The sequence below is a fragment of the Cobetia sp. cqz5-12 genome (assembly GCF_016495405.1).
In the GTDB taxonomy this organism is placed as follows: domain Bacteria; phylum Pseudomonadota; class Gammaproteobacteria; order Pseudomonadales; family Halomonadaceae; genus Cobetia.
Window position 1 is genome coordinate 335460 of sequence record NZ_CP044522.1, and the last position, 14955, is coordinate 350414.

12 protein-coding genes and 4 tRNA genes are annotated in these 14955 nt (G+C 62.0%); 11 read left to right on the forward strand and 5 right to left on the reverse strand.

Annotated elements, in window-relative coordinates; all coding sequences use genetic code 11:
• Positions 1 to 26 precede the first annotated feature (26 nt).
• Positions 27 to 1592 (forward strand): SpoVR family protein, encoded by a 1566-nt coding sequence (locus tag F8A90_RS01545; protein WP_200019830.1) that lies wholly within the window; start codon positions 27 to 29, stop codon positions 1590 to 1592.
• A gap of 177 nt (positions 1593 to 1769) precedes the next feature.
• On the opposite strand, the gene F8A90_RS01550 is transcribed toward F8A90_RS01545, so the two are convergent.
• Positions 1770 to 2087, reverse strand: a complete 318-nt coding sequence (locus tag F8A90_RS01550; RefSeq protein WP_200018605.1) for a high-potential iron-sulfur protein — start codon at positions 2085 to 2087, stop codon at positions 1770 to 1772.
• A gap of 459 nt (positions 2088 to 2546) precedes the next feature.
• Between F8A90_RS01550 and F8A90_RS01555 the strand changes: the two genes are divergently transcribed.
• Entirely contained in the window at positions 2547 to 3401 is an 855-nt protein-coding gene (locus tag F8A90_RS01555) for a DNA/RNA non-specific endonuclease (protein WP_200018607.1), read from the forward strand.
• A 287-nt stretch (positions 3402 to 3688) separates the two neighbouring features.
• On the opposite strand, the gene F8A90_RS01560 is transcribed toward F8A90_RS01555, so the two are convergent.
• The 4 genes from F8A90_RS01560 to F8A90_RS01575 form a co-directional block, all read right to left on the reverse strand.
• Positions 3689 to 3775, reverse strand: a tRNA-Leu gene (locus F8A90_RS01560).
• A gap of 100 nt (positions 3776 to 3875) precedes the next feature.
• A tRNA-Leu gene (locus F8A90_RS01565) sits at positions 3876 to 3962 on the reverse strand.
• Between the two features lie 42 nt (positions 3963 to 4004).
• Positions 4005 to 4091 (reverse strand) — tRNA-Leu (locus F8A90_RS01570).
• Between the two features lie 123 nt (positions 4092 to 4214).
• A tRNA-Leu gene (locus F8A90_RS01575) sits at positions 4215 to 4301 on the reverse strand.
• 339 nt (positions 4302 to 4640) lie between these two features.
• On the opposite strand from F8A90_RS01575, the gene rnr reads away from it, so the two are divergent.
• The 9 genes from rnr (at position 4641) to F8A90_RS01620 (ending at position 14800) form a co-directional block, all read left to right on the forward strand.
• Positions 4641 to 7352 (forward strand): ribonuclease R, encoded by a 2712-nt coding sequence (gene rnr / locus F8A90_RS01580; RefSeq protein WP_233593397.1) that lies wholly within the window; start codon positions 4641 to 4643, stop codon positions 7350 to 7352.
• Between the two features lie 164 nt (positions 7353 to 7516).
• On the forward strand, positions 7517 to 8428 hold the full coding sequence (rlmB, locus tag F8A90_RS01585; RefSeq protein ID WP_200018609.1) for a 23S rRNA (guanosine(2251)-2'-O)-methyltransferase RlmB: 912 nt from the start codon (positions 7517 to 7519) through the stop codon (positions 8426 to 8428).
• Between the two features lie 314 nt (positions 8429 to 8742).
• Positions 8743 to 9123, forward strand: a complete 381-nt coding sequence (gene rpsF, locus F8A90_RS01590) for a 30S ribosomal protein S6 (RefSeq protein ID WP_043334756.1) — start codon at positions 8743 to 8745, stop codon at positions 9121 to 9123.
• A gap of 26 nt (positions 9124 to 9149) precedes the next feature.
• Positions 9150 to 9377 (forward strand): 30S ribosomal protein S18, encoded by a 228-nt coding sequence (gene rpsR / locus F8A90_RS01595; RefSeq protein ID WP_024952281.1) that lies wholly within the window; start codon positions 9150 to 9152, stop codon positions 9375 to 9377.
• Between the two features lie 12 nt (positions 9378 to 9389).
• Positions 9390 to 10244 (forward strand): hypothetical protein, encoded by an 855-nt coding sequence (locus tag F8A90_RS01600; protein WP_043334783.1) that lies wholly within the window; start codon positions 9390 to 9392, stop codon positions 10242 to 10244.
• A gap of 12 nt (positions 10245 to 10256) precedes the next feature.
• The gene (gene rplI / locus F8A90_RS01605; protein ID WP_166019698.1) at positions 10257 to 10703 is read left to right on the forward strand and encodes a 50S ribosomal protein L9; all 447 of its coding nucleotides are present in this window, start codon (positions 10257 to 10259) and stop codon (positions 10701 to 10703) included.
• Positions 10704 to 10989: 286 nt separating this feature from the next.
• On the forward strand, positions 10990 to 12378 hold the full coding sequence (gene dnaB, locus F8A90_RS01610) for a replicative DNA helicase (protein ID WP_165873876.1): 1389 nt from the start codon (positions 10990 to 10992) through the stop codon (positions 12376 to 12378).
• Between the two features lie 86 nt (positions 12379 to 12464).
• Positions 12465 to 12752, forward strand: a complete 288-nt coding sequence (locus F8A90_RS01615; RefSeq protein ID WP_043334752.1) for a hypothetical protein — start codon at positions 12465 to 12467, stop codon at positions 12750 to 12752.
• Positions 12753 to 12925: 173 nt separating this feature from the next.
• Positions 12926 to 14800: a bifunctional diguanylate cyclase/phosphodiesterase gene (locus F8A90_RS01620; protein WP_200018611.1), complete on the forward strand. Its 1875-nt coding sequence runs from the start codon at positions 12926 to 12928 to the stop codon at positions 14798 to 14800.
• Positions 14801 to 14955: the final 155 nt, after the last annotated feature.

The following is a 14955-nucleotide window of genomic DNA, read 5'->3' on the forward strand; positions in this document are numbered from 1 at the left end:
GTCTTGATGGCGGTCTTGATGACCGAATGAACAAGCGCATTGATAGCCGGCTGGAAGATACCCAGCCGGCCAGCGGGTCGGATTGGACCTTCGAACTGCTCGAGCACTTCGAAGGCGAGATCGCGCGCATCGCCGCGCAGTACAAGCTGGATATCTACCCCAACCAGATCGAGGTGATCACATCCGAGCAGATGATGGATGCCTACGCCAGCATCGGCATGCCGGTCGGCTATCATCATTGGTCGTTCGGCAAGCAGTTCCTGTCGGTGGAGCAGGCGTATCGGCGAGGGCAGATGGGGCTGGCCTATGAACTGGTGATCAATTCCGACCCGTGCATCGCCTATCTGATGGAAGAGAACACCCTGATGATGCAGATTCTGGTCATGGCGCATGCCTGCTATGGCCACAACAGCTTCTTCAAGGGCAATTATCTGTTCCGCACCTGGACGGATGCCTCGGCGATCATCGACTACCTCGTCTTCGCGCGGAAATACGTGTCCGAGTGCGAGGAGCGTCATGGCGTGGACGCCGTCGAGCAGCTGCTCGATGCCTGCCATGCACTGCAGAACTATGGCGTGGATCGCTACAAGCGTCCTTCGGCCATCTCGCCGGAAGAGGAGGTCCAGCGTCAGCAGGAGCGTGAGGCCTACCTGCAGGCCCAGGTGAATGCGCTGTGGACCACGATTCCCCAGGCGGGCGAAGAGGATGAGGTGGTCGATGAGGTGAATGACCCTCTCGGTCTGCATCGTCGCGGCCGCTATCCGCCAGAGCCTCAGGAGAACCTGCTCTATTTCATCGAGAAGAATGCCCCGTTGCTGGAACCCTGGCAGCGCGAGCTGGTACGCATCGTGCGCAAGCTGGCACAATATTTCTATCCGCAGCGCCAGACGCAGGTGATGAATGAGGGCTGGGCGTGCTTCTGGCACTACACCATCATGAATCAGCTCTACGATGAGGGGTTGATCAGTGAGGGCGTGATTCTCGAGTTCCTGCAGTCGCATACCTCGGTGGTGCAGCAGCCCGGCTTCGATCACCCGCATTACAACGGCATCAATCCCTATGCGCTGGGCTTCGCGATGTTCACCGATATCAAGCGTATCTGTGAGAATCCTGACGATGAGGATCGTGAGTGGTTCCCGGATATCGCCGGCAGCGACTGGCTGGAAACGGTGCACTTCGCGATGCGCAACTTCAAGGATGAGTCCTTCATCCAGCAATTCCTGTCGCCCAAGGTGATCCGGAATCTCAAGCTGTTCTCGCTGGTCGATGATGACAGCGATGAGCATCTCGTCATCGATGCCATTCATGACAGTCGTGGCTACAAGCGCATTCGTGAGGCGCTTTGCGTGCAGTACGCACTGAGCCATCGTGAGCCGAATATCCAGGTGTGGGCCGCCAATATTCGCGGTGATCGCTCGCTGACCCTGCGCCATGTGCAGGATGACCGGCGCCCGCTGGCCCGCAGCGTCTACCCCGTGATGCGCTATCTGCATCAGCTGTGGGGCTTCCCTGTCCATCTGGAGTCGATGGAGAACGATGAGGTGGCAAGGCGCTACCAGTGGCCACTGCCGGAGGACGCCAATCCCGGCTGACAGGGCTTGAGGTGAAGCTCATGGTGGATCAAGGTGATGTCGAGGGATGCCTGACCTGACCTGCGCGCGATCGGCAAGAGGCAGGCATGAAAAAACCGCCGTGAGGGCATCCTCGCGGCGGTTTTCTTGTCTCAATCGGCTCTCGTGCTCTCAGCCGGAGAGCTTCGATTTAGCGCCTCAGGCCGGACGCTTGGTCCAGGACTGGCACCAGCCCTTCGGCTCGACGCTATTGCTGGGGAAAAGTTGGCAACCTTCGTTCTCGGGCTTGTAGAACATGCAGTTGGCGCAGTCCGAACCCGGCTTGAAGGCGGGGTGGTCCTTGGCTTCACTGGCGACTTCCACGTAGTTGAGCGCCTTGGCTTGTGGATTGGAGGTGTCCAGTCGCGGCAGGTCGGCAGCAAGGGCGCGGGGTGAAAGTATGGCAGCGCCCAGTGGCAGGGCAGCGAGCCCCAGCAGGCTGTTGCGCATGAAGTTACGGCGGCTCTGATTGGCCATGGTCGGATTCCTTCTCATCAATGGAGCACAACCGTCGGGATGTGCTGCGGTCACGGCTCGCCTGTCAGGAGGCGCTTGCATGTCAGTCGTTGCAGTGTCGCGGGGGCCACCGGCGCCTTGAGGGAGCTCTGTGTGGCGTTGCTGACCGCTTGCTGGCATTCATGAATGCAGGTGGCATGCCAGATGCTGAACATGTGGTCAGGTTCTGCGCCATCAGTGTTCTGGCAGATTTGTCAGGAGGTCTCTGCTCGCCGATGGTGCATCAAGCGGGTGCTGCCTGCTTATTGTGGCTTGAGTTGGGGCAACCGTCAGCCTCGCTGGCAGAACTCTGGCATGATGGAATCGATCTAGGGGCGTGAATGGCGCCGTTGTGGCCCGCGAGCCATGGCGAAATGATGAATGCATGCCTTGCCGAGGTAACTGCAACGACAAGAAGGAAATGGCGGGATGCTGGATGTGATGGATGATATACGCTCGGCCGGTCGCAAGCTGTGGCGGGGCTTCGGGGTCAGCGTGGTGTTTGCGCTGGTAGGGGGTGGGCTCTGGTGGTGGCAGGAGCGCGACTACCAGCAGTTCTACGTCTGGCAGGGTGTGCCGCAGGCGCGTGCGCTGGATTGGAAGACGCTGGCGCGCGGCTTGCGCAGCGATGCCTATCTGGTGGGCTGGTCTGATCTGCGCGCCAACCCGTTATGGGTGACATGGCGACTCGAGAATATTCAAGGGTCGCGGCTGGGAGAGCGTCCTGACGAGTTCGAGCGCGACTGGCGCTCACTGTGGCCCGTTACGCCGGATAGCTACCGCAACAGTGGCTACGACCGTGGACACCTGGCGCCCAATTACGCCATCGGCAAGATCTACGGCGTCAAGGCGCAGCATCAGACTTTCCGCATGACGAATATCTCGCCACAGACACCGGCGCTGAATCGCAAGCTCTGGCAGCGTCTGGAAGCCGCCATCATGGACAGCATCCTGCCGCGCGAAGGCGCATTGTGGATCACGGCAGGGCCGGTCTTCAGCGGCAGTATCGAGCGGCTGCCCAATCTGATCGAGATTCCCGATGCCTTCTACAAGATCATCATCTCGCCCGGCACGGGTCGGCAGGCGCCGCGTGCGCTGGCATTTCTCTTCCCACAGCAGGTCAGGGGCGATGAGCCGCTGGACCGTTTTCTGGTCAGCATCGATCGCATCGAGTCTCTGACAGGGTTGGACTTCTTCCATGAGCTTCCCGATGACGTCGAGCAGCGCCTCGAGGCGCAAGTCGTGCGCGATGGCTGGCAGGTCGACAGTTTCAGTCGTATGCCATCACGTTACTGAGCGCGCTGCCAAGGTCCGACTGACAGGAACGTACTGAAGGAGTTCGGCGGACAGGTGCCGACTGAAGGGGTGCAGCTGAAAAGAGTTATCCACAGCGCCAGCCGTAGTAATGGGTGTGGACAAGTTGCGCATGAGGAGGGCGGTATTTTCTTCGCGACATGCGAAAGACAACGCAGGGCGCTGTGGGTCTGAGCAAAACAAGAGGGTGAGTCAGTCAGGATATAGCGAGGGAGAGTATCGCGATGTGAGCAGCAGGCGCTGCGAGGATGCATCGGATATCAACTTGATGGTGCCCAGAAGAGGACTTGAACCTCCACGTCCATACGGACACTAGCACCTGAAGCTAGCGCGTCTACCAATTCCGCCATCTGGGCATCAAGTTGTGTGCTGAAGTCTCAAGAGCTGAGTCTTGCAGCTGAACGAGCATGAAATCCTTGGTAGTGGATGCCATGTTCCCTGTTCGAGTGCGCATCGTGGTGCCCAGAAGAGGACTTGAACCTCCACATCCTTACGGATACTAGCACCTGAAGCTAGCGCGTCTACCAATTCCGCCATCTGGGCGAAGCGCGATACAGGGGTCGTTCGTTGTGAGTCTGACGTCCGTGGTGCCCAGGAGAGGACTTGAACCTCCACATCCTTACGGATACTAGCACCTGAAGCTAGCGCGTCTACCAATTCCGCCACCTGGGCAGACATCAGAACTCGTTTCGGTCCGCAGACCCGGATCAGCAGTCAAGTCGTTGAAACTTAAATGCTTTACCCGTTTTCTGGTATCCATCTTAGCGTGTGTCACGCCAACATGAAACCTGAAATTGGTGCCCAGAAGAGGACTTGAACCTCCACGTCCATACGGACACTAGCACCTGAAGCTAGCGCGTCTACCAATTCCGCCATCTGGGCAAGTGGTGCCGAATAATACGGATGTACTGCGGGAATGCAAGCTTTTTCTTTCATGTCCTGTTGAGCGAGCCGCAGGAAGCCTCTCTCGCTTCATGAGGATAGACAGAGGGTAGAGAGAGATAGACAGATGAAGCTCATCAAATGGCGAGTCTTCAGGCTTGAGAGTCTGGCTCCGAAGCGCCATTGAGAGCATTGAATGGCCCCTCCGCCGTGATGAGTGGCGGGGAATGGTTGGGTCGGCCCAAGGGTAGAGGCTATAATGCGCGGATGAGAGACAACCTGTCATTCCGTGCCGCGATCGCTGCCCGTCTCGAATTCATCGTCAAGGAATCCTGATTAATGACCCAATGGACGCTCAGCGACGACCCGCACGCGGAACGCGAAGCCCATAAGTACGACAAGCCCATCCCCAGCCGAGAGTTCTTGCTCGACAAGCTGGAAGAGTATGGCAAGCCCATTACCCACGAGAACATGAGCCGCATGCTTGGTTTCGAGGACGAGGAGCAACAGGAAGCTGTTCGCCGTCGTCTCAATGCCATGGAGCGTGATGGTCAGGTGCTGCGCAATCGACGCGGTGCCTATGCCCTGATCGACAAGCTGGACCTGATCCGTGGCCGCGTCGTCGGTCACCGCGATGGCTTCGGCTTCCTGGCGCGCGAAGATGGCGTCAAGCCGGACCTCGCCGTGCCGCCGCGCCAGATGCGTCGTGTCTTCCATGGTGATCAGGTGCTGGCTCGCGTCAGCGGCCGTGATCGTCGTGGCCGCGACGAGATCACCATCGTCGAGGTGCTGGCGCGCAACACCCAGACCCTGGTCGGCATCTATCGTCAGTCTGAGCCGGATTTCGGTGTGCTGATTCCCGAGAACTCGCGCATCGCGCAGGAAGTCATCATCCCCAACCGTGTGGCCAATGGTGCCAAGGACGGTCAGGTGGTGTCCGTGCGCATCACTCAGCAGCCCGCCACGCGCGTACAGCCAGTGGGTGAAGTGGTCGAGGTGCTTGGTGAGCGCATGGACCCGGGCATGGAAATCGATATCGCGATCCGCTCCCACGATATTCCCAGCGAATTCCCGCCGGAAGTCGAAGACCAGATCTCGACCATCTCCGCCGAGGTGTTGGAAGAAGACAAGAAGGGCCGCATCGACCTGCGCGAGACGCCGCTGGTCACCATCGATGGCGAAGACGCGAAGGACTTCGATGACGCCGTCTGTGCCTGGCAGGACGACAACGGCAACTGGAAGCTGCTGGTCGCCATCGCCGACGTCTCCCACTACGTGCGTGGTGGCAGTCCGCTGGATCAGGAAGCCTACGTGCGCGGCAACTCGGTGTATTTCCCGGGTCAGGTCGTGCCGATGCTGCCGGAGCTGCTCTCCAACGGTCTGTGCTCGCTCAACCCGCATGTCGATCGTCTGACGCTGGTCTGTGAGCTGACCATCTCTGCCAGCAGTGGCGAGATGCTCGACTACCGCTTCTTCGAAGCCGTGATTCGCTCGCATGCACGCCTGACCTACGAGAAGGTCGGCACCATGCTGACCGACCCGGAAAGTGAGGAAGGTCAGGCACTGTGCCAGCAGTACAATGAACTGCTGCCGTCGCTGCACAACCTGCACGCGCTGTACGGCGTGCTGCGCAAGGCGCGTGACAAGCGTGGTGCCATCGACTTCGAGACCACCGAAACGCAGATCCTGTTCAACGATGAGCGCAAGATCGAGCAGATCGTGCCGCGTACCCGCAATGACGCGCACAAGCTGATCGAGGAATGCATGCTGGCGGCCAACGTCGCGACGGCACGCTTCCTGGATGAGCACGATCTCCCGGCCCTCTATCGTGTCCACAAGCAGCCGGCACCGGAGCGCCTGAACAACCTGCGCGCCTTCCTGGGTGAGCTGGGCCTGACGCTGGAAGGCGGTGACGAACCGGCACCCAAGGACTTCCAGGCACTGCGTGCCTCGATCGCCGAACGTCCGGACCTCGACATCATCCAGACCGTGATGCTGCGCAGCATGACCCAGGCGGTCTACTCGCCGCAGAACGAAGGTCACTTCGGTCTGGCCTACGATGCCTACGCGCACTTCACCTCGCCGATCCGTCGTTATCCGGATCTGCTGGTACACCGTGCAATTCGTTCCGTCATCCGTGGTCCGCGCAAGACTGACACCGTGCTGCGCGCCGAAGATGCCGTGACCGAGCGCCCGACCAAGTGGTGCCCGTACACCTTCGAGCAGATGCTCGAGCTGGGTGAGCACTGCTCGATGACCGAGCGCCGCGCCGATGAGGCGACGCGTGACGTCAATGACTGGCTCAAGTGCGAGTTCATGAAGGACAAGGTCGGGGAAGTGCTGGAAGGTACCGTCGCGGCGGTCACCCAGTTCGGCCTGTTCGTGCGGCTGGATGCCTACTACGTCGAAGGCCTGCTGCACATCTCCTCGCTGCCGTCCGACTACTACCACTACGAGGCCGAGAAGCATCGCCTCAAGGGTGAGCGTGCCGGCGTCAGCTATGGTCTCGGTGATGGTGTCACCGTCCAGGTGGCCCGTGTCGACATGGATGAGCGCAAGATCGACTTCATGCTCAGCGATCCGACGCCGCGTCCCAAGCGCAAGCCGCGCAAGGCACGCAGCAGCGAGGGCGACAAGCCGGCAGCCGGCAAGGGTGGTTCCGCCAGCAAGGAGTCCGCCGCCAAGGGGCGTCCCGGCAAGCGTGAGCGCGAACGCCTCAAGTCCCTGACCGAGGAAGTCAGTCAGGAAGGCAATGGCAACGCGGCTGCGGCGGAAAAGCCGGCAGGCGAGCGTCCGCCGCGCAAGCCGCGCAGTGAGCGTGGCGAGCGCAATGATCGTTCAGGTCGTGGTGAGCGCAAACCGTCCGCCAGCAATGAGCGTCAGTCTGCGCCTGAAGCGCCGGCGGCAGCGCGTCCAGCTGTGCCGAGTGGCCCGGAATCTGCCGACAGCCCATTCGCGCCGGTCGCGCCGATGGGCGCTGCTGGCAAGGACGATCCGTCGCGCAAGCGGGGTTCGCGCTCGCGCGGGCGGCGCGGTAACGGCCGTAGCTGATTTCTGCTCGGCTCCTCGCGCGTCATTGCATCAGCCCCGGCTCCGGTCGGGGCTGATGCGTTGGGCAGTCGTCAGGCTGCACGATTTCAAGGCTGTCGCCTCGGCGGCAGCTCAGTTTCCGTCAATGTGACAGGGCCCATCGGGTCATCAGTCAGGAAGGCACAATGAGTCAGGACAAGGGGCGCAAGCCCGGCCGCGGCAAGCCCGCCGGCGAGCGTGCTAGCCACGCCAGAAGTGAGCATTCCCGAGGTGAGCGCAGCGGTGCTCAGCGTCACGAGCGTGGCGGGGCACGCAAGGGCGGCGCACGCGCCACCGCGCCGAAGATCCCTGGTGGGCTGGAAGCCGTCTATGGCGTGCACGCGGTGGAAGCCTTGCTGGCAAGAGATCGTGCGCCCAGTGAGCTGTGGGTGCAGGCGGGCGAGGCCGAGCTGCGCCTGAGCGAGATCATCGAGCAGGCACGTGCCGCCGGCTCGCGCGTCACCTTGAAGGCACGCGAGGAGCTGGATGCACTGGCCGTCGGCGGTGGTGCCCATCAGGGACTGGTCGCGCTGTGTGCACCGCTGGCCACCGAGAACGAGACCGGCCTCAAGCTGCGTCTCGATGGCTGGTCCCGCGAAGAAGCTCCGCTGTTTCTGGTGCTGGATTCGGTCACGGATCCGCACAACCTCGGCGCCTGCCTGCGCAGTGCCGATGCCGCGGGCGCCCATGGCGTCATCGTGCCCAAGGACAAGTCGGCCTCACTGAACGCAACCGTGCGCAAGGTGGCCTGTGGTGCTGCGGAAGTGGTGCCGGTCTATCAGGTCACCAACCTGGTCCGCACGCTGGACGCCATGAAGGAAGCCGGTGTCTGGGTGCTGGGCACGGCGGGGGAAGCCGAATCCATGGCCTTCGAAGCCGACTTTACCGGCCCGGTCGCCATCGTGATGGGTGCCGAGGGCAAGGGCATGCGTCGCCTGACCCGCGAGCACTGCGACAGCCTGATCAAGCTGCCGATGGCGGGCAGCGTCTCCAGTCTCAATGTCTCGGTTGCGGCGGGCATCTGCCTGTTCGAGGCCGTGCGTCAGCGTCGCGGCTGAGGCAATTGTCGGCAGGGGATAGTCAAGGGAAGGGCAAAGTAGAGGCAAGAGAAAGGCGAGAGAGAAGCGGCCTGCGGAATGGGGTTGGCTGTCTTTCATGGGCCGCTTGCCAAGCCCTTGACTCCTCTCTACAATACTGCGGTTCTGTGAAGTGCAGTCTGCAGTGAATGCGCGGCATGGGGGCACCTGTCCTCGCCCGCGCGCGTCTTTCATGGCCTTCGGGTCTGAATGGCACAACCGTAGTAATCACTCCACTCCTTGCTTCCCGGCCCGAGACGCGCCGTGGGGGCTGTCAAACCGAAAGGAGCCAAGCCATGCGTCACTACGAGATCGTGTTCATGGTCCACCCGGACCAGAGCGAACAGGTTCCGGCCATGATCGAGCGTTACACCTCCATCGTGACCGAAGCCGGCGGTACTGTGCATCGTCTGGAAGATTGGGGTCGCCGTCACCTGGCCTACCCGATCAACAAGATCCACAAGGCCCACTACGTGCTGATGAACGTCGAAACTACCGGTGAGGTGGTTGAAGAACTCGAAACCATCTTCCGTTTCAACGACGCCGTCATCCGTAACCTGGTTGTGCGTTCAAAGGAAGCGGCCATCGAGCCGTCTCCGATGATGAAGCCGGCTGAAGAGAAGCGTCCGCGTCGCGAAGACAAGCGTGACGAATCCGAAGCTCAAGACGCTAACTGATACCGCACCCCCAGGAGGTCATTGCAATGGCACGTTTTTTCCGTCGTCGCAAGTTCTGCCGCTTCACCGCTGAAGGCGTGAAGCAGATCGACTACAAGGACATCGAAGTCCTGAAGTCTTACATCACCGAGACCGGCAAGATCGTCCCGAGCCGTATCACTGGCACCAAGGCACGCTACCAGCGTCAGCTGGCGACTGCCATCAAGCGTGCTCGCTACCTGGCTCTGCTGCCGTACAGCGACAGCCACCAGTAAGGCGACACCATGATGCTGGCACTGGCACGCTGGGCCATGCGCGGCCCCCTGCAATGCATCGCGATTGCATTGCTGACGGGAATCGTGCCCTGGTTCTTCTGGTTCAGTGCCGCCATCAGTGCGCTGGTCACGCTTCGGCGTGGCCTTGCGCCTGCCGCACCCGTAGTCATCGCCGCTGCTGTTCCGGCCGGTTGGTGGTGGGTACAAGGCGATCCGGTGCCTCTGGCAACCGTATTGCTGGTCACCCTGATGGCCACCCTGCTGCGCGCTCGCGTGCGGTGGGGTGAGGCGCTGATAGGCGCCAGCCTGACGGCGGCACTGATGGTGCAGTCCGGGATATTCCTGCCACCAGGCGGAGCCGGTCCACTGCTTGAGAGCATTCGCAAGAATGCCCCTGAGCTTGACGCACGCTTGAACGACTTTGCCGCTCAAGGTGTGCCGACTGAACAGCTCGCAGGGCTGGTCATCGGTGGTATTACCGGGTTGGTGGTCCTGCTGGCCGCCACGGGCTGTCTGGCCCTGGCGCGCAGTTGGCAGTCCGGGCTCTACAATCCGGGTGGGTTTCGCAGCGAATTCCATGCCTTTCGGCTGAGTTTGCCCGAAATCCTGATACTGGCAGCCTGCGGAATCATTGGCGTACTGCTCAATGTGCCTGCAGTGCTCCTGCTGATCTGGATACCGCTGCTGGTGGCGGGCATTGCCCTGGTACATGGTTACATCGGGTTAAAGGGGATGAGCGGGTTATGGCTCGTCGGCGTCTATTTCATGATGCTGACCACCTGGCCCACGATTCTGATTTTGCTGCTGTTGGCGCTTGTGGACGTCTTTGCGGATTTTCGCGCACGTCTCGCCGGCAGTCATCGATAAGAGGTTTACGAGATGCAAGTCATTCTGCTCGACAAGATTGGCAAGCTGGGCAACCTGGGTGACCAGGTTTCCGTCAAGGCTGGCTTCGGTCGCAACTACCTGCTGCCGTACGGCCTGGCAGTTCCGGCCACTGCTGAAAACCAGGCAGCTTTCGAAGCTCAGCGCGCTGAGCTGGAAGCACAGGTTGCAGAGCGCAAGTCCGAAGCTGAAGCGCGTGCCGCTCAGCTGAACGAAATCGAACTGTCCTTGGTCGCCAAGGCTGGCGAGGAAGGCAAGCTGTTCGGTTCCATCGGTCCGCGTGACCTGGCCGAAGCTATCGCCCAGTCTGGCATCGACATCGCCAAGAGCGAAGTCCGCATGCCGGAAGGCCCGCTGCGCAACACTGGCGAATACGACATCGTGCTGCAGCTGCACGCTGAAGTGACTGCCACTGTCCGTGTGGTCGTGGTCGGCGAGTAATCGCTGATTTGCAGTGACTGGCCGGTGAACCGGTGTAGTGACTGCTGCGGTACCCAAGCCGCCTTTGCATCCTCGATGCGAAGGCGGTTTTTTCATGGGCGCGATTTGTCATCGGCGTGGCATTTGACTGGTCGCCGGCGAGGCGATGACGCACAAAATCCGGTAGAATGCCTGCCCCCGTCAGGAAGAGGCTTCGGCGTGGGCGCGGCGGTTGGCAGGCTTGCGTCAATGCGTGAAACTAGAAGCCCCCGCGGGCATGTCAGTCATCAGCAGGAGTCAGCCAGGCATGAGCGAGATTCAGGATCAGGATCGCGAGACGGCAGCGCTCAAGGTGCCGCCCAATTCGCTGGAGGCCGAGCAGTCGGTGCTTGGCGGCTTGATGCTGGACAACAGCGCCTGGGATACGGTCTCCGAGCGACTGGTGGCCGACGACTTCTATCGCTATGAGCATCGTCTCATCTACAACGCCATGTCTCAGCTGGTCGGTGGCAGCCGCCCGCTGGATGTGGTGACGCTGTCCGAGCTGCTGGAAAGTCGTGACCAGCTCGAGTCGGTCGGCGGGCTGGCGACCCTCGCTGAGCTTGCGCGCAACACGCCCTCGGCCAGCAACATCAAGGCCTATGCCGACATCGTTCGCGAGCGCGCCACGCTGCGCAAGCTCATCCAGGCGGCCAACCAGATCGCCGAGAGCTCCTTCAGCCCGCAGGGCCGTGATGCCGATGAGCTGGTCAACGAGGCCGAGCGCCTGGTGTTCCAGATCAGCGAGTCGCGGCCCAAGAGCGGCGGCCCCAAGGGCATGAGTCAGCTGCTGACCGGCGCGGTGGACCGCATCGATGAGCTGTTCAACCTCAAGGGGCAGATGACGGGCCTCTCGACCGGCTTCCGTGATCTCGATGACATGACCTCCGGCCTGCAACCGTCGGATCTGGTGATCATTGCCGGGCGTCCCTCGATGGGCAAGACCACCTTCGCCATGAACCTGGTCGAGCATGCCGTGGTCTCCGGCGACAAGCCGGTCGCCGTGTTCTCGATGGAGATGCCCGCCGAATCGCTGATGTTGCGCATGATCTCCTCGCTGGGCCGCATCGACCAGACCAAGGTGCGTACCGGCCAGCTGGAAGACGAGGACTGGCCGCGTCTGACATCGGCGGTCAACCTGCTCAAGGACAAGCAGCTGTTCGTCGATGACACCGCGGCGCTGTCGCCCAACGAGATGCGCTCGCGCTGTCGACGCATGGCGCGTGAGCATGGCGGTATCGGCCTGATCATGATCGATTACCTTCAGCTGATGCAGGTGCCGGGGCTTTCCGAAAACCGTACCGCCGAGATCTCGGAGATCTCGCGCTCGCTGAAGGGCCTGGCCAAGGAATTCGCCTGCCCGGTCGTGGCGCTCTCGCAGCTGAACCGCTCGCTTGAGCAGCGTCCCAACAAGCGCCCGGTGATGTCGGATCTGCGTGAATCCGGTGCCATCGAGCAGGATGCCGATGTCATCGCCTTCGTCTACCGTGATGAGGTCTACAACAAGGACAATCCCGACAACAAGGGACTGGCCGAGCTGATCATCGGCAAGCAGCGTAACGGCCCCATCGGTACCGTTCACATGGCCTTCATCGGCAAGTACACCCGTTTCGAGGACCTGGCACCCGACAGTTATGGCCAGGCCTTCGCTGAATAACGTGATGCGTACGCGCGTCAATCATGTACCCGGGCGGCGGCATCGCCGTTGCCTCGCAAGACCCGCACCGACGGGGAGGAGATAGCATGGCAGGTGGATTTGGGCGCGGACGCGCACGTACCCCCAAGCTGCAGGGCCGCGGCACGCTGGAGAGCCTGGAGCGTGAAGGGCCCTTCAAGGAATGGCTGGGCATGCCGGACCTCTACCGCTTCACGCTGGTCGTGGAAGGTGAGAGCTACAGCTACCAGACCGAAGACAGCGAAGTGCCGGTAGTGGCCGGCGACATGGTTGTCTTCCGTTACAAGGAGACCAAGGCGGGCAAGTGGATCGACCGTAACTCCCTGGGCAAGGCCATCGACCCCAACTCGCTGTAAGCGTCACTCTGGCGCATGAGAATCACGCCATGCCGGCTGCCAGGCCGGCATGGCGTCACCCCGGGCAAGATGCCGACTTGGCGTGTAGCCTCTCCTCTGCCGGATGAGGCGTCTCATGCGCCGCGCGGCACCTTTGTCATCCCTCTGTCATATCAGCATGTTCAGATTCTGACATGCTCCCATCCCCGTCCCTGCAAGCCGCTCATGGCCAGCCTGTCGTCGAATCCCGTCATGCACTGGAGGCGTTGCTGCGCCTGCGCCAGGTGAGCATGCATTTCCAGCCCATCGTGTCGTCCACCGGCCGTGAGGTCTTCGCCTATGAGGCGCTGGCGCGCGGGAATGCCGCGGGGCCGCTGGCCTCACCGTTGACGATGTTCTCGGCGGCGCGCGAGCACGGTCGCCTGGTGGAGCTCGACAGCCTGTGTCGCGAACGTGCGCTCGAGCAGTGGTCGACGCTGGGCCTGACGGAGCGGCTGTTCATCAACGTGTCTCCCGACGTGCTGCTGGATGGCGCCCACTCGCCCGGCCTGACGCGACGCCTGCTGCGGCGCTTCGGCCTGCGCCCGCATCAGGTGGTGATCGAGCTGACCGAGCAGACGCCGGGGCTGGATTCGGCGCTGATGCGGGAAGCCGTCAGCCATTATCAATCGATGGGCTTCGCCATTGCGCTCGATGATCTCGGGGAGGGCTATGCCAGCCTCAAGCTGTGGTCGTCAGTGCAGCCGGACTTCGTCAAGATCGACCGTCATTTCATCAGTGGTATCCATGCCGACCCGCTCAAGCGGCGCTTCGTGCGCTCGATCATCGATATCGCCCACGGCAGCGGCAGCCAGGTGATCGCCGAGGGCGTCGAGCATGAGGCGGAAATGGAGTGCGTGCGCCAGCTTGGGGCCGACTACCTGCAGGGCTGGTTGTTCGCGCCAGCCGAGGCCGACCCGCTCGGCCAGCGCGCCGCGCTCGATCGGCATCTGCGCCACCTGAGTCGCATGCTCCAGCAGCGCCCGCCACCTGGGCGCAGCATCGGCAGTCTGGCGCGTGCCGTGACTCCAGTGCAGCAGGATGTCACCGTCGATGAGGTCGCCCAGCGTCTGCATGCCGAGCAGGAGGTCATGTCACTGGCCGTGGTGGACGAACAGCAGCGTCCGGTGGGTCTGATCATCCGCCATCGCCTGCTGGGGCTACTGAGCCAGCGTTTCGGGCCGGAGCTGCATGCGCGTCGTATGATCCATGAGGTCATGCAGACCAGTCCGCTGCGCGTCGAGGCAGATGAGACGCTGGAGCGCGTCTCGGCCAAGGTGACCGGTCGCGAAGGCAGCGATCGCGATGAGGATTTCATCATCACGCGAGGCGGACGCTATCAGGGACTGGGACGCACCCTGGATCTGCTGCGCATCATCACGGAACTGCAGGTGGCCAGCGCCGAGGAGGCCAATCCACTGACGCGCCTGCCAGGCAATGGGCCGATCGAGCGGCAGTTGCTCGAGTGCGTGGCTGGCGAGGGCGGGGGCATGGGTGAGGGTTTGGGCGAGGACTTGCGAGAGAACAGCAACGCGCGCAGTGCCGAATGGGCGGCGATCTATCTGGATCTCGACAACTTCAAGCCCTTCAACGACCGTTTCGGCCACGCGCAGGGCGACCGCATGCTGCTGGCGCTGGCGACGGTATTGCGCGATGCGCTGCAGGAGGGTGACTTCCTCGGTCATGTCGGCGGCGATGACTTCGTGATGACGCTGTGCATGTCCGAACCCCACCGAGCACTGCGCCTGACAGCGCTCGAGCAACGCCTGGCTGGCCTGCAGTCGGCATTCCAGCATGCGGTCGTCAGCCTGTATCCGGCCGATGTGCTGGCAGCGGGGGGCTTTCAGGGCCACGATCGCTTCGGCACCACGCGCTTCTTCCCGCTGACGCGACTGTCACTGGTGGCGCTGCATGGCCTTGCCGGGTGCGAGACGACCCGGATCGCCGCGCGCTGGAGCGAGCTCAAGAGCGAGGCCAAGGCGCGGGACTCCGGGCGTGTCATCGAGGCGTGTGCATCGCCAGTGCGTTGATGTCCGCCTGCGAGTCACTCAATCGTCATCCGCCTGCCCCATGACTGTCATCGCTGGCCATCAGTCTGGCGTGAAGCCTTGAAGTTCATCCTGAAGCGTCGGGTTGCCGGAGTGTCTGATCCGCCCAGCCCCTGTTTTCACGGGCTATCCTTGTT